15 protein-coding genes are annotated in these 18,513 nt (G+C 63.3%); 10 read left to right on the forward strand and 5 right to left on the reverse strand.

From position 1 onward, the window contains the following. Positions 1 to 168: 168 nt before the first annotated feature. The 4 genes from BLS27_RS20485 to gap all read right to left on the reverse strand — a co-directional run bounded on the left by BLS27_RS20485 (position 169) and on the right by gap (position 5,636). Positions 169 to 2,766 (reverse strand): TonB-dependent receptor, encoded by a 2,598-nt coding sequence (locus tag BLS27_RS20485; protein ID WP_090346655.1) that lies wholly within the window; start codon positions 2,764 to 2,766, stop codon positions 169 to 171. A 126-nt stretch (positions 2,767 to 2,892) separates the two neighbouring features. Next, on the reverse strand, positions 2,893 to 3,855 hold the full coding sequence (locus tag BLS27_RS20490) for a FecR family protein (protein ID WP_090346658.1): 963 nt from the start codon (positions 3,853 to 3,855) through the stop codon (positions 2,893 to 2,895). A gap of 91 nt (positions 3,856 to 3,946) precedes the next feature. After that, positions 3,947 to 4,459, reverse strand: coding sequence for an RNA polymerase sigma factor (locus BLS27_RS20495; RefSeq protein WP_090346661.1), 513 nt, complete (start codon positions 4,457 to 4,459; stop codon positions 3,947 to 3,949). A 175-nt stretch (positions 4,460 to 4,634) separates the two neighbouring features. Beyond that, on the reverse strand, positions 4,635 to 5,636 hold the full coding sequence (gap, locus tag BLS27_RS20500; protein ID WP_090346664.1) for a type I glyceraldehyde-3-phosphate dehydrogenase: 1,002 nt from the start codon (positions 5,634 to 5,636) through the stop codon (positions 4,635 to 4,637). Positions 5,637 to 5,901: 265 nt separating this feature from the next. Here gap and edd point away from each other — a divergent pair, with 265 nt between their 5' ends. The 10 genes from edd (at position 5,902) to BLS27_RS20550 (ending at position 17,640) form a co-directional block, all read left to right on the forward strand. Then, a complete protein-coding gene (gene edd / locus BLS27_RS20505; protein WP_043210667.1) occupies positions 5,902 to 7,728 on the forward strand; it encodes a phosphogluconate dehydratase in 1,827 nt (608 codons plus the stop codon). Then, positions 7,725 to 8,684, forward strand: coding sequence for a glucokinase (locus tag BLS27_RS20510; RefSeq protein ID WP_043210665.1), 960 nt, complete (start codon positions 7,725 to 7,727; stop codon positions 8,682 to 8,684). The genes edd and BLS27_RS20510 overlap by 4 nt, the downstream gene beginning before the upstream one ends. A gap of 76 nt (positions 8,685 to 8,760) precedes the next feature. Beyond that, the gene (gene gltR, locus BLS27_RS20515; RefSeq protein WP_232111710.1) at positions 8,761 to 9,459 is read left to right on the forward strand and encodes a two-component system response regulator GltR; all 699 of its coding nucleotides are present in this window, start codon (positions 8,761 to 8,763) and stop codon (positions 9,457 to 9,459) included. Continuing rightward, positions 9,440 to 10,894: an ATP-binding protein gene (locus BLS27_RS20520; RefSeq protein WP_090346669.1), complete on the forward strand. Its 1,455-nt coding sequence runs from the start codon at positions 9,440 to 9,442 to the stop codon at positions 10,892 to 10,894. Before gltR ends, BLS27_RS20520 begins: the two co-directional genes overlap by 20 nt. 133 nt (positions 10,895 to 11,027) lie before the next feature. After that, positions 11,028 to 12,293, forward strand: a complete 1,266-nt coding sequence (locus BLS27_RS20525) for an ABC transporter substrate-binding protein (protein WP_090346672.1) — start codon at positions 11,028 to 11,030, stop codon at positions 12,291 to 12,293. Positions 12,294 to 12,391: 98 nt separating this feature from the next. Beyond that, positions 12,392 to 13,300 (forward strand): carbohydrate ABC transporter permease, encoded by a 909-nt coding sequence (locus BLS27_RS20530; protein ID WP_043210655.1) that lies wholly within the window; start codon positions 12,392 to 12,394, stop codon positions 13,298 to 13,300. Further along, on the forward strand, positions 13,293 to 14,129 hold the full coding sequence (locus BLS27_RS20535) for a carbohydrate ABC transporter permease (RefSeq protein WP_043210652.1): 837 nt from the start codon (positions 13,293 to 13,295) through the stop codon (positions 14,127 to 14,129). Before BLS27_RS20530 ends, BLS27_RS20535 begins: the two co-directional genes overlap by 8 nt. A 3-nt stretch (positions 14,130 to 14,132) precedes the next feature. Continuing rightward, positions 14,133 to 15,281 (forward strand): ABC transporter ATP-binding protein, encoded by a 1,149-nt coding sequence (locus BLS27_RS20540; protein WP_090346675.1) that lies wholly within the window; start codon positions 14,133 to 14,135, stop codon positions 15,279 to 15,281. 42 nt (positions 15,282 to 15,323) lie between these two features. Next, positions 15,324 to 16,667 carry a carbohydrate porin gene (locus BLS27_RS20545; RefSeq protein ID WP_043210649.1) on the forward strand — a complete coding sequence of 448 codons (1,344 nt, stop codon included), beginning with the start codon at positions 15,324 to 15,326 and terminating at the stop codon, positions 16,665 to 16,667. 118 nt (positions 16,668 to 16,785) lie between these two features. Next, on the forward strand, positions 16,786 to 17,640 hold the full coding sequence (locus tag BLS27_RS20550) for a D-hexose-6-phosphate mutarotase (RefSeq protein ID WP_090346678.1): 855 nt from the start codon (positions 16,786 to 16,788) through the stop codon (positions 17,638 to 17,640). On the opposite strand, the gene hexR is transcribed toward BLS27_RS20550, so the two are convergent. Continuing rightward, positions 17,633 to 18,496: a DNA-binding transcriptional regulator HexR gene (hexR, locus tag BLS27_RS20555; protein WP_178113806.1), complete on the reverse strand. Its 864-nt coding sequence runs from the start codon at positions 18,494 to 18,496 to the stop codon at positions 17,633 to 17,635. The genes BLS27_RS20550 and hexR overlap by 8 nt on opposite strands. Positions 18,497 to 18,513 lie beyond the last annotated feature (17 nt).

Below are 18,513 nucleotides of genomic sequence, written 5' to 3' on the forward strand. Positions count from 1 at the left end.
GATGAGGGCTCTAGACGAGACGAATCGGGTCGGGTCCGACCGTAAAAAAGGTGTTTGCAGAGGGGTGAAGGCCCCACTGGTACCGCGCCGATCCTGAGACCGGCGCAGCCCCTGTGGGAGCGGCTTCAGCCGCGAAGCAGGCGATGCGGTGCCGTCGCACGACGGCGCTCAGATATCCCAGATCAAATTGATGGCGAAGTTGCGTCCCGGCGCGGTCAGGCGATCGAGGTTGGCGGGCTGGGTGACGGCGGCTTCGCTCTGGCCGTTCTGGCCGACAGTGGCATAGCTGCGTACGTCATCCCACTGCCAGTACTTCTTGTCGGTCAGGTTGTACAGACCGGCATTGACGGTCAAATCGTCCGTGATCTTGTAGAAGCCGCTCAGGTCGAGCACGCCATAGCCGGGAGTACGCCAGCGCGAAGTGCTGCCGTCGGGGGAGAAGAACGTGGTGTCGTCGACGCGGTTCTTGCGCTTGACCAATGTCCAGCTCAGCAGGCCGCCATAGCTGTCCTGCTCATACCCCAGGCCAAACACGCCAGTGAGTGGGTTGACGCTGTTCAGCGGCTGGCCGGTGTCATCGTTGCGGCCATAGGCGTAGGCCACCGAGCCTTGGGTGTACAGGCCTTGCGGTGCGCCAAAGCGATCCAGGTTCAGACGACCTCTGACCTCGGCGCCCTTGATGGTGGCGTGCTTGATGTTCTGCGCCTGGAAGTCGAGCGCGTCGTTGCCGTTGAGCAGGGCGTCTTCATTGATGAAATCGCGGTACTTGTTATAGAAGGCGGCGACATCGAAGTTGCCCGCATCGAAGTTGCCGCGCAGACCGGTCTCGTAGCTTTTGCTCTTTTCCGGCTCAAGGTTCGGATTCGGCTGGACCACATAGCCGCCGGCCGGGTTCTCGAAGCGGCCATACAATGCCTTGGCCGTCGGCGTGCGGAAGCCTTCGGCGTACTGCCCGTACCAGGTGTAGTGGTCGTTGAAGGCGTAGGTGACGCCCAGCTTGGGCGAAACGCGGTGCCAGTTCTTCTGTTTGTCGCTGACGGTGGTGTTGCCCGAGGTCGGCAGGGTGGCCAGGAACTCATCGGTCAGGTGCGGCTTGAGCCGGGTGTAGTCGTAGCGTGCGCCCGGCAGGAAGGTCCAGTTGTTCCAGCGGATCTCGTCCTGGGCGAATAGGCTGTAGGTGTTGATGGTCGGGTCGGGGAAGTCGCTGACCCGGGCCAGGCTGTCGGGGGGACTGATCTGGCCGATGGCTGTGCAGGAGCCACCAACATTCAGGCAGACGCCCGTACCGCTACGAGAACCGGTGACTTTTTCTTGCTTGAGCGTTGTGCCGTAGGTCAGCAGATGGTCGGTGGCGCCAACGGTGAACGCTTTGTCGAGCTGTGCATCGAGCACCCATTGGCGGTCCTTGTAGGTCGTCTGCCGATCACGAAGCACTTCGCGGCCACGGGCGAAGTACAGCTCCTCGGTGCGTTGATCGGTCTTGGCGATCTGGTAGTTCAGGCTCCATTTCATGTGATCGGCCAGCAGGCTGTCGAGGCCGAACTCATGAGTGATGCCGAAGCGTTCCCGCGTGATGGTGTCATCGGCGCTTCGGGCGCGATACATGTTCGAAGCGCCCATGCCGGGAATGAACGGTCCACCCACGGCACTGAGCACATTCTGGTCGCGATCGTCCTTGTAACGCTCGTAGGTAACGCCCACTCGCGCGTCCTCGGCGTAGTTCCAGCCAAGTTTGGCCAGTACGTTGGTGGTGCGCGCATCCTCGGGGTTGGCCTTGGTGCGGTCAAGGCCGGTGCCACCGTGCTCGTCGTAGGATTCGGTTTCGTGACCGTTGCGCTGGCTCAGATGCAACAGGCCGTCGAAGTCGCCCTGGCGGCCGGCGGCGGTGGCGGAGGTCAGCCAGCTTTCATCGGCCGAGCTGTAGCCGGTCTTGAGGCGGGCGCCCATGTCCTTGCCAGGCTTGATGATGTCGTCCGGATCGAGGGTGAAGTAGCTGACCGCGCCGCCAATGGCATTGCTGCCATAGAGCACCGAGGCTGGGCCGCGAAGGATCTCCACGCGCTTGACGATCTCGGGATCGACATAGTTGCGTTGGGTCTGGGCATAGGGGCCGTAGAAGAAACCATCCGGAACCGAGACGCCGTCGACCTGGGTGAGGATCCGTTCGCCATCGATGCCGCGGATGTTGTAGCCGTTCAGGCCGCTGCGCTGGCCGACGCCGCCGACGGAGACGCCGGGCTCGTAACGGACCAGTTCCTTGATGTCGTTGACGTTCCTGCGATCCAGTTGCTCGCGGGTCTGCACGCTGACGGTGCTTGGCACCTGGCTGACGTCCTGGGCGCTGCGGGTGGCGCTCACGGTCAGTTGCTGCAGGGCGATGGTGTTGCCGGCCTGCTGGCGCTCCAATACCACGTTGGCGTTGCCGATCTTGCGCAGGCTCAGCCCGGTGCCTTGCAGCAGACGGCGCAATGCGGCTTCAGCAGGCAGCGAGCCCCGTACCCCCGGTGACGACACGCCCTCGGCCAATTCGGCACTGAACCCGACCTGCCAGCCGGTGATCTGGCTGAACGCGTTGATCGCCGAGACCAGTGGCTGCTGCTCGATGGCAAAGCGGTAGTCGCCCAGGCGTGGGTTGCTGGTATTGGCCGGTTCTGCGGCCAGGGTAGGCAGGCTGCAGGCGCCGCTGGCGAGCAGGGCCAGGGTCAGCAAGGACAATTGCCCCATGCGGCGGGAAGGGGTGGACGGGCGAGTTGGACCTGTGGACATCGAAGGCGCTCCCTGACGCGCGAACTGTTATAGGTGGTGACCGTTCTTGTTTCAAACAAGAATCAGTTGCATTGGCTATAACGAGACGGACGGGAAGGCGCGATCGCGTAAAAAAACTTCAGGGCGTCAATTGAGGATCACCAGCGCCGGATACTCATGCACTTGTGCAGAGGTGATGTGGGCCAGGGCGCGCAGGGTTTCCAGAGGTTGGTCCAGGCGGTAGTTGCCGGTCACCGCAACCTGTTCGAGCTTCGGGTTGCGGTTGATGATCCAACCGGGGTAGTAGCGGCGCACTTCGGCAAGCACTTGGCTGAGCGGGCAGTTCTCGAACACCAGACGGCCTTCGACCCAGGCTAGGTCTTTGTGCATGTCCGGGCGTTGGCGCTGGCCGAACCCCTGAGGGCCGACGCTGATGCTGTCGCCGGCCGACAGGCGGATGCGCTGGTCACGGGCGCCCTGCAAGTCGATATCGCCACGCTGCACCCGCACTTGCGCTTCGCCATCGAGGTAACGCACGGCGAAGTCGGTGTCTTTTGCCTGCGCGCGCAGTGGGCCTGCTTCCAACTCCAGCGGGGCAGGGCTGTTGCCCGGTACCTGGAAGTAAGCCTCGCCTTGCAACAGACGTGCGACCTGGCGGCCGTCACGCAGGTCGTTGGCGAAGGCTGAATTGGTGTTGAGCAATACCTGGGCGCCGTCGTCCAGTTGCAGGCGCTGACGTTCGCCGACCACGGTCAAGTGGTCGGCCTGCAGGCGCACGGGCAGGTTGCCGAAGGTAAGCAGCCCGACCAGCAGCACGGCGGCGGTGGCCAAAGGTTTCCAGTGGGTACGCAGGCGACCGCGCAAGGCGGTGCGGTGACGGTGGTTCAATTGCACGGCGGCCTGATGCAGCGGGGCGCCGTTCCACAGGGCTTCGGCTTCGACATAGGCTTCGGCGTTCTCTGCGGCGGCGCCCAGCCAGGCTTCGAAATCCCGGGTGTCTTGCTCACTGGCGCATTGCAGACGTACCAGCCAGTCCAGCGCTTCGTCCATGGCACGCGCTCGGGCATCAGGCGCGTCGGGAGACGGGCGAGGGGCAGGGCTGTCTGTCACAGAAAATCCTTGCTGTGGGTTTTTCGCGAATGATCATGGCTGCGAGCAGGCGTGGCAAGTGGGGGGCGCTGCCGACCGGCGAATGGTCGGCTCAGCGCAGGCGCTCGGCGACGCCCACGCAGATGGCCATGATCAGTTTCAGCTCTTTCTGTACGGTGCTGGCGGACACCTTCAACTGCTCGGCGATTTCCAGGTAACTGGCGCCATGCAGTCGGCTGAGGATGAAAATGCGCTGCTGGCGTGGGGTGAGCTGATCGAGACTGACGCTCAGGTGCTTGAGCAGTTGCTCGGCGTGAGCGGCCTCTTCGCTGCTGCTCGTCGGCGCGGCGACGTTGTGCAGCACCTCCTCAGGGACATCGTCAACCAGCGTGCGGGCCTGCACGCGGCGCGCGCGCAGGTGATCGAGCGCAAGGTTGCGCGCAGTCTGGAACACGAACGGCTCCAAGTGCTCGATGGGGCGTTCGCCCAAGGCGCGGGTGACCCGCAGGTAGGTCTCCTGGAGCAGATCCTCGGCCGTGCTGGGGTTGCCCACCATGCGCTGCAACGTGCGCAGCAAAGGGAGGCGCTGGGTGAGGAACACTGTGTTGAACCGGGACTGACTCACGAGGAAACCTGACCGACGAAAGGCAAATGATAATGCTTATCATCTTGTGGTTTGGTCAAGCCTCATCGATGTAAAGAGTGGGTAAGTGTCGCGGTGTTGCGACCCGTCGCAGGCTTCGCCAGGTCCTACAAAAGAACCCATCAGGCACTGGCGCAGCGTGCGATGGTCTGCCAGGTCAACCCGCGTTGCACAGCGCCAGGCAGTTGTCGAGCATGCGGTTGGAGAAGCCCCATTCGTTGTCGTACCAGGCCATCACCTTGAGCATCCGGCCATTGGCGCGGGTGTGGTTGGCGTCGAAGATCGACGACAGCGGGTTATGGTTGAAATCGCAGGACACCAGCGGCAGGGCGTTGTAGCCCAGGATGCGTGAGTGCCGGCTGGCTTCGAGGAACAGTTGGTTGACCTCCTCGGCGCTGGCTTCGCGCTTGAGGTTGACGGTCAGGTCTACCAGCGACACATTGATCACCGGCACCCGCACCGCCATGCCCGTGAGCTTTCCGGCCAGCTCCGGCAGCACCAGGCCCACGGCCTCGGCGGCGCCGGTCTTGCTCGGGATCATCGACTGGGTGGCCGAGCGCGCGCGATAGGGGTCGGTGTGGTAGACGTCGGTGAGCACCTGGTCATTGGTGTAGGCGTGGATGGTGGTCATCAGCCCGTGCTCGATGCCGAACTCACGGTGGAGCACCTGGGCGATCGGCGCCAGGCAGTTGGTGGTGCAAGAAGCATTGGAGATGATCTGGTGCGAGGCGCGCAAGGTGTCGTGGTTGACCCCGTACACCACCGTGGCGTCGGCTCCCTTGGCGGGCGCCGAGATGATCACCTTGCTTGCGCCGGCGCTCAGGTGGGCTGCTGCCTTGGCGCGGTCGGTGAACAAGCCCGTGCATTCGAACACCACATCCACCGCTTCGGCCTTCCAGGGCAGCTCCGCCGGGTTGCGAATGGCACTGACCGAGATACGGTCGCCATTGACCGTCAGGCTCTCCTGGTCGGATTCGACTTGAGCGTCGAACGTGCCGTGCACGCTGTCGTACTTGAGCAGGTGGGCATTCATCGCACTGTCGCCCAGGTCGTTGATGGCGACGACTTGCAGGTCCTGGCGGTAGCCTTGGGTATAGAGTGCGCGCAGGACGTTGCGTCCGATGCGGCCAAATCCATTGATGGCGATCCGAAGGGTCATGGCATTACCTCTGGCAGTCCGAGTGAAGCTTGTGGCAAAAAGGTCACTTCACTGAAACGGTTTTGTTATTGGAATTACAAGATTATTCACTGTTTGATAGAAAACAAGCCTTTTTGATGGCAGTATTTTGTTAAACCTACAACGAGTGGTCGGGCAGACCACCCCCAGATCGCGTCAGGCCCCCTTACCTTGAGCCTAGGCCGCAATCGTTTGAAGGGGAAATGCCCATCGACGCCACCCTTACAGTCAGCCTGGAGTCCAGTACATGCATCCGCGCATCCTTGAGGTCACCGCACGGTTGGTCGAACGCAGCCGTGCCACCCGTGAACGCTACCTGGAGCTGATTCGCGGCGCGGCCAGCGACGGTCCCATGCGCGCCCGCCTGCAATGTGCCAACTTCGCCCACGGCGTGGCCGGCTGCGGTGCCGAGGACAAACACAGCCTGCGGATGATGAACGCCGCCAACGTGGCCATCGTCTCGGCCTACAACGACATGCTGTCGGCGCACCAGCCGTACCAGCACTTCCCGGAACAGATCAAACAGGCTCTGCGCGAGATCGGCTCGGTCGGCCAGTTCGCCGGTGGCGTGCCCGCCATGTGCGATGGCGTCACCCAAGGCGAACCGGGCATGGAGTTGGCCATTGCCAGCCGTGAAGTGATCGCCATGTCCACCGCCATCGCCTTGTCCCACAACATGTTCGATGCCGCATTGATGCTCGGCATCTGCGACAAGATCGTGCCCGGCCTGATGATGGGCGCCCTGCGCTTTGGTCATCTGCCGACCATCTTCGTCCCAGGCGGGCCAATGCCTTCGGGGATCTCCAACAAGGAAAAGGCCGACGTACGCCAGCGCTACGCCGAAGGCAAGGCCAGCCGCGAAGAGCTGCTGGAATCGGAGATGAAGTCCTATCACAGCCCCGGCACCTGCACTTTCTATGGCACGGCCAACACCAACCAGCTGGTGATGGAGGTCATGGGCCTGCACTTGCCCGGCGCATCGTTCGTCAATCCCTATACACCGCTGCGTGACGCCCTGACCGCCGAGGCGGCGCAACAGGTCACACGCATGACCAAGGCCAGCGGCAGCTTCATGCCCTTGGGCGAGATCGTCGATGAGAAGGCGCTGGTCAACTCGATCGTCGCCCTGCACGCCACCGGCGGTTCCACCAACCACACCTTGCACATCCCGGCCATCGCCCAGGCTGCCGGCATCCAGTTGACCTGGCAGGACATGGCGGACCTCTCCGAGGTGGTGCCGACCTTGTCCCACGTCTATCCCAACGGCAAGGCCGACATCAACCACTTCCAGGCGGCGGGCGGCATGGCGTTTCTCATCCGCGAACTGCTCGATGCCGGGCTGTTGCATGAGGACGTCAATACCGTGGCCGGCCACGGCCTGCGCCGCTACACCCAGGAGCCCTTCCTCGAGGGAGGCAAGCTGGTCTGGCGTGAAGGGCCGCGCCAGAGCCTGGACGAGAGCATCCTGCGCCCGGTGGCACGACCGTTCTCCGCCGAAGGTGGCCTGCGGGTGATGAACGGCAACCTTGGGCGAGGTGTGATGAAGGTATCGGCCGTGGCACCTGAGCACCAGGTCGTAGAGGCGCCGGCCCGGGTATTCCATGACCAGCAGTCCCTGGCCGATGCGTTCAAGGCCGGCGAGCTGGAGCGCGACTTCGTCGCGGTGGTGCGCTTCCAGGGACCGCGTTGCAACGGCATGCCTGAGTTGCACAAGCTGACCCCTTTCCTGGGGGTGTTGCAGGACCGTGGCTACAAAGTGGCGCTGGTCACCGACGGGCGGATGTCCGGCGCTTCGGGCAAGATCCCGGCGGCCATTCATGTGTGCCCCGAGGCTTACGACGGTGGCCCGCTGGCGCGGGTGCGCGATGGCGATATCGTGCGGGTCGATGGCGTCGAAGGCACGCTGCAGCTGATGGTATCGGCCGAGGAGTTGGCCACCCGTGATCTGCCGGCACCACCCCAGGGCAACGACTTGGGAATGGGGCGCGAGCTGTTCGGCTTCATGCGGGTGGCGTTCAGCCCGGCCGAGCAAGGCGCCAGCGCCTTCACCTCGGCCCTGGAGCAGCTCAAATGACTGCGCTGCTGGTTGGCGATATCGGCGGCACCAATGCCCGCTTTGCCTTGTGGCACGACAACCAGTTGCAGGCGGTGCAGGTTCTGGCCACTGCCGACTACACCAGCCCCGAGCAGGCCATCGAGGCTTATCTGGCCGGGCAAGGCATTGCCCGCGGCGGGCTGGCGGCCGTATGCCTGGCAGTCGCCGGGCCTGTGAGCGGCGACGCATTTCGCTTTACCAACAACCACTGGCGTCTGAGCCGCCGTGCCTTCTGCCAGGCTTTGCAGGTCGAGCACCTGCTGTTGATCAACGACTTCAGTGCCATGGCACTGGGCATGACGCGCCTTCAGCCGGACGAGTATCGCCAGGTGTGTCCGGGCGCAGCCGACCCTGCACGCCCGGCTCTGGTCATCGGCCCAGGTACCGGCCTGGGCGTGGGCAGCCTGTTGCGCCTGGACAACCAGCATTGGCTGGCCTTGCCGGGTGAGGGAGGTCATGTCGATCTGCCGGTGGGCAACGAACGCGAAGCGGCGATCCATCAGCAGATCCATCGGCAGATTGGCCATGTCAGCGCCGAGACGGTATTGAGTGGCGGCGGGCTGGTGCGTCTGTACCAAGCCATGTGCGCGCTCGATGGCGACATCCCCAGGCACAAGACGCCTGCGCATATCACCGATGCCGCGCTGGGCGGCGAGCCGCGGGCATTGGCGGTGATCGAGCAGTTCTGCCGTTTCCTCGGGCGCGTGGCCGGTAACAATGTACTGACCTTGGGAGCACGGGGCGGGGTTTACATTGTCGGCGGCGTGATTCCGCGTTTTGCCGAACTGTTTCTACACAGTGGCTTTGCCGCGAGCTTTGCCGACAAGGGCTGCATGAGCGGCTATTTCGAAGGGGTGCCGGTGTGGCTGGTGACTGCGGAGTTTTCCGGGTTGCTGGGGGCCGGTGTGGCGTTGCAGCAGGCATTGGGTCATTGATCGCCAGGCCCTTGATGCCCATCCGTTATCACTACCAGAGGAAGGTTCAGTGACCACTGCTGGCAAATCGATCCTGATGGTCGACGACGACCAGGACATTCGCGAATTGTTGCAGGCGTACCTGAGCCGGTCAGGTTTTCAGGTGCATGCCGAGGCCGATGGCAAAGGCTTTCGCCAGGCGCTGGAGGCCGAGCCCTGCGATCTGGTGATTCTCGATGTGATGCTGCCCGACGAGGATGGCTTCAGCCTGTGTCGTTGGGTGCGTCAGCACCCGCGTCTGGCGCGGGTGCCGATCATCATGCTGACTGCCAGCTCCGATGAAACCGATCGGGTGATTGGCCTGGAGCTGGGTGCCGACGATTACCTGGGCAAACCCTTCAGCCCGCGCGAGTTGCAGGCGCGGATCAAGGCGTTGCTGCGCCGCGCCGAGTTCGGTCAGGCGGCACCCAGTCAGGCGGTGCTGGCCTTCGACGATTGGCGCCTGGATACCATCAGTCATCGCCTGTTCCATCGCGATGGCGAAGAAGTGATTCTCTCCGGCGCCGACTTCGCCTTGCTCAAGCTGTTTCTCGACCATCCGCAGCAGATCCTCGACCGCGACACCATCGGCAATGCCACCCGAGGCCGTGAGCCGATGCCGCTGGACCGCATCGTCGACATGGCGGTCAGCCGCCTGCGCCAGCGGCTACGTGACACGGATAAACCGCCACGGCTGATCCGCACCGTGCGCGGCAGTGGCTACCTGCTGGCGGCCCATGTCTGCCCTGCCTGCTGAGCGGCGTTGGCGCTTGCTGCCGCGCTCGCTGCTCGGGCGCATGTTGTCGTTGACGTTGTTGGTGGTGCTGCTGGCCCAAGGGTTGTCGAGCGTGATCTGGGTCTCCCAACTGCGTGCCAGCCAGCTCCAGGGCCTGCAGGCCAGTGCCCGTAGCCTGGCCCATTCGATGAGCGCCAGTGTCAGCTACTTCCGCTCATTGCCAGTCGCCTATCGGCCGATGGTGCTGGACCAGTTGCGCAGCATGGGGGGCACGCGGTTCTTCGTCTCGCTCAACGACAAGCCGCTGGATATGCCGGTGCTGCCGATCACGCCACGCAAGCAGGCGGTGATCGACGTGTTCCAGTCGGTACTGCACGAGCGGCTGGGGCCGCAGATGGAAATCTCCGTGGAATTCGTCAGCCCCCAGGAGCTGCGCATTTTCAATAGTGGCCTGAAGCTCGACGAGCTGCCGCGCTCCTGGGCGCATTACTCACTGACCCTGGAGCCGCTCAACCCGCCGGTGCTGGTCACCCAGATCCGCCTGGACAAAGACGAGTGGCTGTACATCGCCTCGCTGTTGCCTGAGCCCTACACGAGCCTGGAAACCGAGCGCTTGCCGCGTCAGCAGATCGGCTTCATCGCGTTGACCACCGCTTTGCTGTTGCTGTTCATCGGTCTGCTCGTGCATTGGCAGAGCCGCCCGCTCAAGCGTCTGGCACGGGCGGCGCGGGAGATGTCCCTGGGCGCCGATGTCGCGCCAGTCACTGAAGGTGGGGGCAGCGAAGTGGCAGAAGTGGGGCGGGCCTTCAACAGCATGCGCGAGCGCATCAGTCGCTACCTGACTGAGCGCGCGCAGCTGTTCAGCGCCGTTTCCCATGACCTGCGCACGCCTATCACGCGTTTGCGCCTGCGGGTCGAACTGCTCGAGGACGAACAGCTACAGGCCAAGTTCAGTCGTGATCTGGACGAGCTCGAACTGCTGGTCAAAGGGGCATTGCAGTGTGTGAAGGACACCGACATCCACGAGAACATCGAGCCGGTGGACCTCAACCAGGTGCTGGAGATACTCGCCGAGCCCTACTTGGGCGACGGCCGCATCACCCTCGAAGGCTGTGCCCTGGCGCCCTACGCGGGCAAGCCCCTGGCCCTGCGTCGGTGCATTGGTAACCTGATCGACAACGCCATCAAGTATGGCGAACGGGCCCATCTGCGCATTCTCGACAGCGCCACGGGGTTTGTCCTGCAGGTGGATGATCAGGGGCCTGGAGTTCCCGAACAGCGCCTTGAGCAGGTCTTCGAACCGCATTTTCGTCTGGCCGGTCAGCAGCAGGGCTACGGCCTGGGGCTGGGCATCGCGCGCAACATCGCCCATAGCCATGGCGGAGAGGTCAGCCTGCTGAACCTGCGTCAGGGTGGCCTGCGGGTCACTCTCAGCCTGCCGCGTAGCACCGATTGAGCGGCGAATGTCACCGCTTTGTGACATTCGCGCATCCCTTCGTTACCTGGCGGCCTTCGACGGCTGTTTAGACTCCAAGGCAAGCGCAAGCACCACGACTTGCCTCGCATAACAACAAGAAAGGTTCTCCACGATGAATGCGATCACTCGCCTAGCCGCTGTCGTTTCCCTCGCCTCATTCATGCCGCTGACCGCCCTTGCTGCTGATGCAAAGGGCTCTGTCGAAGTCCTGCATTGGTGGACCTCCGGCGGTGAGGCCGCCGCCGTCAACACCCTCAAGCAGCAGGTCGAAAAAGACGGTTTCACCTGGAAGGACAACGCCGTGGCCGGTGGCGGCGGTGCTGCGGCCATGACCGTGCTCAAGAGCCGCGCCGTGGCCGGCAACCCACCCGCCGCCGCCCAGATCAAGGGCCCGGATATCCAGGAGTGGGGTGCCTTGGGCCTGCTCGCCGAGCTCGACGAGGTGGCCAAGGCCAACCAATGGGACGCACTGCTACCGGCCAAGCTGACCCCTATCTGGAAGTACGATGATCACTATGTAGCCGTGCCGGTGAACATCCACCGGGTCAACTGGCTGTGGGTCAATCCGGTGGTGTTCGAGAAGGCAGGCGCCAAGGTGCCGCATACGCTCGATGAACTGTTCGTCGCCGCCGACAAGCTCAAGGCCGCAGGCTTCCAGCCACTGGCCCATGGCGGCCAGCCTTGGCAGGACAGCACGGTGTTCGAAAGCCTGGTGCTGAGCATCCTGGGGCCTGAGGGCTACCACAAGGCGTTCGTCGAGCTGGACGAACAGACGCTCACCGGCGACAAGATGGTGCAGACCTTCAAGACCTTGCAGCGCCTTGGCACCTATATGGACGCCAACCGCGCCGGCCGAGACTGGAACATCGCTGCCGCCGACGTCATCAACGGCAAGGCCGGCATGCAGATCATGGGTGACTGGGCCAAGAGCGAATGGACCGCCGCCCACAAGGTGGCCGGCAAGGACTACCAGTGCGTGCCATTCCCCGGCACTCAGGGTAGCTTCACCTACAACATCGACTCCCTGGCGATGTTCAAACTCAAGAACGAGCACGATATCGAGGCCCAGAACGACCTGGCCAAGGTCGCGCTGGAGCCGGCCTTCCAGACCGCCTTCAACCAAGCCAAGGGCTCGCTGCCAGTGCGCCAAGGCATGGACATGACGCCGTTCGATGCCTGCACCCAGCAGTCGCAAAAGGACTTCCAGGAGGCCGAGAAAGGCCAGGGGCTGCAACCTAGCATGGCGCACAACATGGCCTCATCGCTGGCGGTGCAGGGGGCCATCTTCGATGTGGTCACCAACTTCCTCAACGACCCCAAGGCAGACCCTGCCAAGGCGGCCAAGCAGCTGGGCGCGGCGATCAAGGCCGCGCAGTAGCACCGCTGGCGGTCTCTCTGACCTTACTGGCCCCTGTGGAGGCGGATAAACCCGCTTCCACAGGACTCGCGCTAGATGCATGTTCTTCGGTACTTCACATGAACACAGCAACCGCAACCCTGCGGGCCTCCCCCCTGGACGCCCTGCAACGCTGGCTCCCGAAACTGGTGCTGGCGCCTAGCATGCTGATTGTCCTGGTGGGCTTTTACGGCTACATCCTCTGGACCTTCGTGCTCTCCTTCACCAACTCCAGCTTCATGCCCAGCTACAAATGGGCCGGGCTGAGCCAGTACGCCAAACTGCTGGCCAACGACCGCTGGTGGGTCGCCAGCAAGAACCTGCTGGTATTCGGTGGCTTGTTCATCGCCATCAGCCTGGTCGTGGGGGTGCTGTTGGCGGTGTTGCTCGATCAGCGCATCCGCCGCGAAGGCGTCATCCGCACGGTCTACCTGTACCCGATGGCGCTGTCGATGATCGTCACCGGTACCGCCTGGAAGTGGCTGCTCAACCCAGGTCTTGGCCTGGACAAACTGCTGCGGGACTGGGGCTGGGAGGGCTTTCGCTTCGACTGGCTGGTGGACCCGGACCGGGTGGTCTATTGCCTGGTGATCGCTGCGGTGTGGCAGGCCTCAGGCTTTGTCATGGCGCTGTTCCTGGCCGGCCTGCGTGGGGTCGACCCGTCGATCATCCGGGCTGCCCAGGTCGATGGCGCGAGCCTGCCGAGGATCTATTTGCGCATCGTGCTGCCGAGCCTGCGGCCGGTGTTCTTCAGTGCCTTGATGATCCTGGCGCACATCGCCATCAAGAGCTTCGACCTGGTGGCCGCAATGACTGCTGGCGGCCCGGGCTACGCCTCCGACCTGCCGGCGATGTTCATGTACAACTTCACCTTCAGCCGTGGACAGATGGGCATGGGCTCGGCCAGTGCGATCCTCATGCTCGGCGCCATTCTGGCGATCCTGGTGCCCTACCTGTATTCGGAACTGAGGACCAAGCGCCATGACTAGTCCACGTTGGTTCTCCCCCAGCCGCCTGGCCATCCATGCCACTTTGCTGGCTGCCTGTGCGCTGTACCTGATACCGCTGGTGGTGATGCTGCTGACCAGCTTCAAATCGCCGGAAGACATCCGCGCAGGCAACCTGCTGAGCTGGCCGGAAGTGATCACTGGGATCGGCTGGATCAAGGCCTGGGACACGGTCGGAGGCTACTTCTGGAACTCGGTGAAGATCACCGTGCCAGCCGTGCTGATATCCACCTTGATGGGCGCCTTGAACGGCTATGTGCTGTCGATGTGGCGCTTCCGGGGTTCGCAGCTGTTCTTCGGCCTGCTGTTGTTCGGTTGCTTCCTGCCGTTCCAGACCGTCTTGCTGCCGGCCTCGTTCACCCTCGGCAAGCTTGGCCTTGCCAGCACCACCACAGGACTGGTGCTGGTGCATATCGTGTACGGGCTGGCCTTCACCACGCTGTTCTTTCGTAATTACTACTGCAGCGTGCCCGAGGCCCTGGTACGTGCGGCGCGGCTGGATGGCGCGGGGTTCTTCACGATCTTCGGGCGGATCCTGCTGCCGATGTCGGTGCCGATCATCATGGTCTGCCTGATCTGGCAGTTCACTCAGATCTGGAACGACTTTCTCTTTGGTGTGGTGTTCGCCAGCGGCGACGCCCAGCCCATCACCGTGGCCCTGAACAACCTGGTCAACACCAGCACCGGGGTCAAGGAATACAACGTCGACATGGCGGCGGCAATGATCGCGGGGCTTCCGACCCTGCTGGTCTATGTGCTGGCCGGCAAATATTTCCTGCGCGGCCTGACCGCCGGCGCGGTCAAGGGGTGACACATGGCACGGCTCGAACTTCGCAACGTCAACAAGCGCTACGGCAGCGGCCTGCCCGATACCCTCAAGGCCATTGACCTGGGTATCGAGTCCGGTGAGTTCCTGATTCTGGTCGGCCCATCAGGGTGCGGAAAGTCGACCTTGATGAACTGCATCGCCGGGTTGGAGGACATCAGTGGCGGCGAAATCCTCGTCGACGGCACCGACATTAGCGGCATGAGCCCCAAGGATCGGGACATCGCCATGGTGTTCCAGTCCTATGCGCTGTACCCGACCATGAACGTGCGCGACAACATCGCCTTCGGGCTGAAGATTCGCAAAATGCCTCAGGCGGCGATCGACGACGAGGTGGCGCGGGTGGCCAAGCTACTGCAGATCGAACACCTGCTCACGCGCAAGCCAGGCCAGCTTTCCGGCGGCCAGCAGCAGCGGGTGGCCATGGGCCGGGCCTTGGCGCGGCGGCCGAAGATCTACCTGTTCGACGAGCCGTTGTCGAACCTCGACGCCAAGCTGCGGGTGGAGATGCGCACCGAAATCAAGCTGATGCACCAGCGTCTGAAAACCACCACCGTGTACGTCACCCATGACCAGATCGAGGCCATGACCCTGGGTGACAAGGTGGCGGTAATGAAGGACGGCGTCATCCAGCAGTTCGGCACCCCGCAGCAGATCTATAACGACCCGGCCAACCAGTTCGTCGCCAGCTTCATCGGCTCACCGCCAATGAACTTCATCCCGGCGCGCCTGACGAAACAACAAGGGCGCCTGGTGGCGTTGCTCGACAGCGGGCAGGCCCGTTGCGAGTTGCCCGTCGGGCATCTGTCGGACGAACTCGAAGGGTGCGAAGTGGTGCTAGGCATTCGCCCCGAGCAGATCGGCGTGGGCGCGGGCGAGGGCATGCATGGCATCCGCGCCGAGGTGCAGGTGACTGAGCCCACCGGGCCGGACCTGCTGGTGTTCGTCTCCCTCAACCAGGTCAAGGTTTGCTGCCGGCTGGCGCCGGATGTCGCCTGCCGTGTGGGAGACAGCTTGCAGCTGCAGTTCGATCCTTCGCGGGTGCTGCTGTTCGATGCTGCCAGCGGGGAGCGCCTGGGGCAGGTTGCCCCTGCGCCGGTCGCTGGGGGCAATGTGGCGCGTTTCAAAGGGCGCTGAGTCGTCTAAACCATCAATAACAAGAAAAGTGAGGAACAAGGGATGGACCATCGCAAACGCATCAGGACGCTGGGCTCGCTGGCGGTGCTGACCTTTGTCGGCAGTGGTGGGGCACACGCGGCCGAGGCCTTCTCGGCGGATTCGAAATGGATGACCGGGGACTGGGGCGGCACCCGAACCGAGCTATTGGAAAAAGGCTACGACTTCACCCTCGATTATGTCGGCGAGGTGGCCGGCAACCTGCACGGCGGCTACAACGACGACAAGACTGCCCGCTACAGCGACCAGTTCGCCCTGGGCGCGCACCTGGATCTTCAGAAGATCCTTGGCTGGCACGACGCCGAATTCAAGCTGGCAATCACCGAACGAAGTGGCCGCAACCTGTCCAACGACCGCATCAGCGACCCGCGCGCTGGGCAGTTCAGCTCGGTCCAGGAAGTCTGGGGCCGTGGCCAGACCTGGCGGCTGACGCAGATGTGGATCAAGCAGAAGTACTTCGATGGCGCCCTGGATGTGAAATTCGGGCGCTTCGGTGAGGGCGAGGACTTCAACAGCTTCCCCTGCGACTTCCAGAACTTGGCCTTCTGCGGCTCCCAGGTGGGCAACTGGGTGGGCGGTATCTGGTACAACTGGCCGGTCAGCCAGTGGGCGCTGCGGGTCAAGTACAACATCAACCCGGAGTTCTTCGTGCAGGTGGGGGCCTTCGAGCAAAATCCGTCGAACCTTGAGACCGGCAACGGCTTCAAACTCAGCGGCAGCGGCACCAAGGGCGCGATCCTGCCGGTGGAGATGGTCTGGTCGCCCAAGGTCAACGGCCTGCCGGGTGAATACCGCCTGGGCTACTACTACAGCACCGCCAAGGCTGACGATGTCTATGAGGACGTCAACGGCCAGCCCCAGGGCATCACCGGCAATGACTTCAAATCCCACTCCAGCAAGCACGGCTGGTGGGTCGTGGCCCAGCAGCAGGTGACGGCGCACCAGGGTGATGTCAACCGGGGCCTGAGCCTGTTCGCCAATTTCACCGTGCACGACAAGGCTACCAACGTCATCGACAACTACCAGCAGATAGGCATGGTCTACAAAGGCCCCTTCGATGCCCGGCCCAAGGACGACATTGGCTTTGGCATCGCGCGGATCCATGTCAATGATGACGTCAAGAAGCGCGCCGAGCAGCTCAATGCCAGCAGTGGTATCGACGATTACGACAATCCGGGCTTCGTGCCGCTGCAGCGCACCGAATACAACGCCGAGCTCTACTATGGCTTTCACGTCACCAACTGGCTGACCGTGCGGCCGAACCTGCAGTACATCAAGAGCCCTGGGGGAGTGGATGAGGTTGACAATGCGCTGGTCGCAGGATTGAAGATTCAGTCGTCATTCTGAGAAAAATTGTTGTAAATTTACGCCATCCATTTCCCGGCCACTTCATTTCCACTGGATCTCGGTGGAAATGAAGCCCGCGCCGAGACAGCGCTATCTCAAACAACAAGAGCTTGGAACCATGCCCGAACATCCGCTACATCGCTTCTTTGGCGCGCAGAGGCCCAGGCCGACGTTCGAGTGGGAGCGTTACCAGCAGCGCGATGTGTTGATTATCGATCACCCCCGTTGCCAGGCCGTATTCAGTCGCCAGGGCGCGCAGCTGGTGCATTTTCAGCCTGCCGGCGAACGTCCGTGGCTATGGTGTGCCGAGCAGTGGCCGCTGGCCGGGGCGATCCGAGGTGGCGTGCCGGTTTGCTGGCCTTGGTATGGACGTCATCCCAGCGAAGATTTGTGGCCGTCCCATGGTTGGGCGCGCCTGCTCGACTGGAAGCTGGTCGAGAGCCAGGAGGACGAGGAGGGCGTGACCCTTACCTGGCGCCTGCAGCTGTGCGACTGGCAAGTGGACCTGCACGCGCGCTTGGGCAGCGGCATGGAACTGAGCCTGACCACCGAGCACCAGGACAGCGAACCTTGCCAGTTGAGTCATGCGCTGCTGGCTTATTGGCGTATCAGCGACGTGTCTGAGATAGCGCTGTCTGGGCTTGAGGACATCGAAGGCTATGACCGCCTCAACCGCCAGGCGTGCCGCGAGGACGGTGCGCTCAAGGTCAAGGGCGGTTGCCAGAAGGTTTATCCGGGTACGCCCCGGGTGCAGCTGCAGGACCCTGTGTGGGAGCGTGAACTGTGCATCGACAGCGGGGATTCCGACGACACAGTGGTCTGGCACCCGGGCAAGCGCCCGCTGGTGGGTGTCAGCGGCCGCGAGTGTCAGCGGTTTGTCTGCGTCGAGATCGCCAGCGGCAGCGGCGAGGGCTTGAGCCTGGCGCCGGGGCAGCAGGCTCACCTGAGCCTGCAGGCACACCGGCTCAGTTGAGCTCGTCGTCCTCGATCGGGTAACGGCTGGCGTTGAGGCTTTCCTTGATCTTGCGCAGGTGCGGTTGGAAGTCCACGCCGCGGCGCAGGGTCATGCCGGTGGCCAGCACATCGAGCACGGTGAGTTGGATGATCCGCGAGGTCATTGGCATGTAGATGTCGGTGTCCTCCGGCAATGGGATGTGCAGGCTCAGGCTGCAGGCCTTGGCCAGGGGCGAGCCGGCGGCGGTCAGGCCAAGGACGGAGGCGCCGTTTTCACGCGCCACGCGGGCCACCTCCACCAGTTCGCGGGTGCGACCGGTGTAGGAGATGATCACGAACAAATCGCCGGTATGCGCGACCGAGGCCAGCATGCGTTGCATGAGCACGTCGGCATGGGCCGACACCGCCAGGTTGAAGCGGAAGAACTTGTGCTGGGCGTCGAGGGCCACGGGGGCCGAGGCGCCCAGGCCGAAGAAGTGGATTTGCCGAGCCTGGATCATCATGTCCACGGCGCGGCTGACCTGTTGCGGGTCTAGCGCCTGGCAGGCGCTGTCGAGCGATGCGATGGCGCTGCCGAAGATCTTCTGGGTGTAGGCGGCCGGGTCATCGTCGGCCTCCACCGCGCGGCTGACGTAAGCGGCGCCGCTGGCCAGGCTCTGGGCCAGCTGAAGCTTGAGTTCGGGGTAGCCACTGACACCGAAGGAGCGGCAGAAACGGTTGACCGTCGGTTCGCTGACCTTGGCGGCCTGGGCAAGCGCGGCGATGCTGAAGCGGGTGGCTTGTTGCGGGTTGAGCAGGATGACTTCGGCGACTTTGCGTTCGGCCTTGTTCAGCTCGTCGAGGCGTCCCTGGATCTGCTCCAGGAGGTTTCTCACGCGGTCCATGGTGTGTC

Source organism: Pseudomonas guariconensis (assembly GCF_900102675.1).
GTDB classification, from domain to species: domain Bacteria; phylum Pseudomonadota; class Gammaproteobacteria; order Pseudomonadales; family Pseudomonadaceae; genus Aquipseudomonas; species Aquipseudomonas guariconensis.

Bases quoted from the DNA above. Each gene is read 5' to 3' on its own strand.
- BLS27_RS20525 (WP_090346672.1), top strand. From the start codon at position 11,028: ATGAATGCGATCACTCGCCTAGCCGCTGTCGTTTCCCTCGCCTCATTC.
- BLS27_RS20545 (WP_043210649.1), top strand. From the start codon at position 15,324: ATGGACCATCGCAAACGCATCAGGACGCTGGGCTCGCTGGCGGTGCTG.
- BLS27_RS20520 (WP_090346669.1), top strand. From the start codon at position 9,440: ATGTCTGCCCTGCCTGCTGAGCGGCGTTGGCGCTTGCTGCCGCGCTCG.
- BLS27_RS20485 (WP_090346655.1), bottom strand. From the start codon at position 2,766: ATGTCCACAGGTCCAACTCGCCCGTCCACCCCTTCCCGCCGCATGGGG.
- BLS27_RS20530 (WP_043210655.1), top strand. From the start codon at position 12,392: ATGAACACAGCAACCGCAACCCTGCGGGCCTCCCCCCTGGACGCCCTG.
- gltR (WP_232111710.1), top strand. From the start codon at position 8,761: ATGGTCGACGACGACCAGGACATTCGCGAATTGTTGCAGGCGTACCTG.
- BLS27_RS20510 (WP_043210665.1), top strand. From the start codon at position 7,725: ATGACTGCGCTGCTGGTTGGCGATATCGGCGGCACCAATGCCCGCTTT.
- BLS27_RS20540 (WP_090346675.1), top strand. From the start codon at position 14,133: ATGGCACGGCTCGAACTTCGCAACGTCAACAAGCGCTACGGCAGCGGC.
- BLS27_RS20535 (WP_043210652.1), top strand. From the start codon at position 13,293: ATGACTAGTCCACGTTGGTTCTCCCCCAGCCGCCTGGCCATCCATGCC.
- BLS27_RS20550 (WP_090346678.1), top strand. From the start codon at position 16,786: ATGCCCGAACATCCGCTACATCGCTTCTTTGGCGCGCAGAGGCCCAGG.
- gap (WP_090346664.1), bottom strand. From the start codon at position 5,636: ATGACCCTTCGGATCGCCATCAATGGATTTGGCCGCATCGGACGCAAC.
- edd (WP_043210667.1), top strand. From the start codon at position 5,902: ATGCATCCGCGCATCCTTGAGGTCACCGCACGGTTGGTCGAACGCAGC.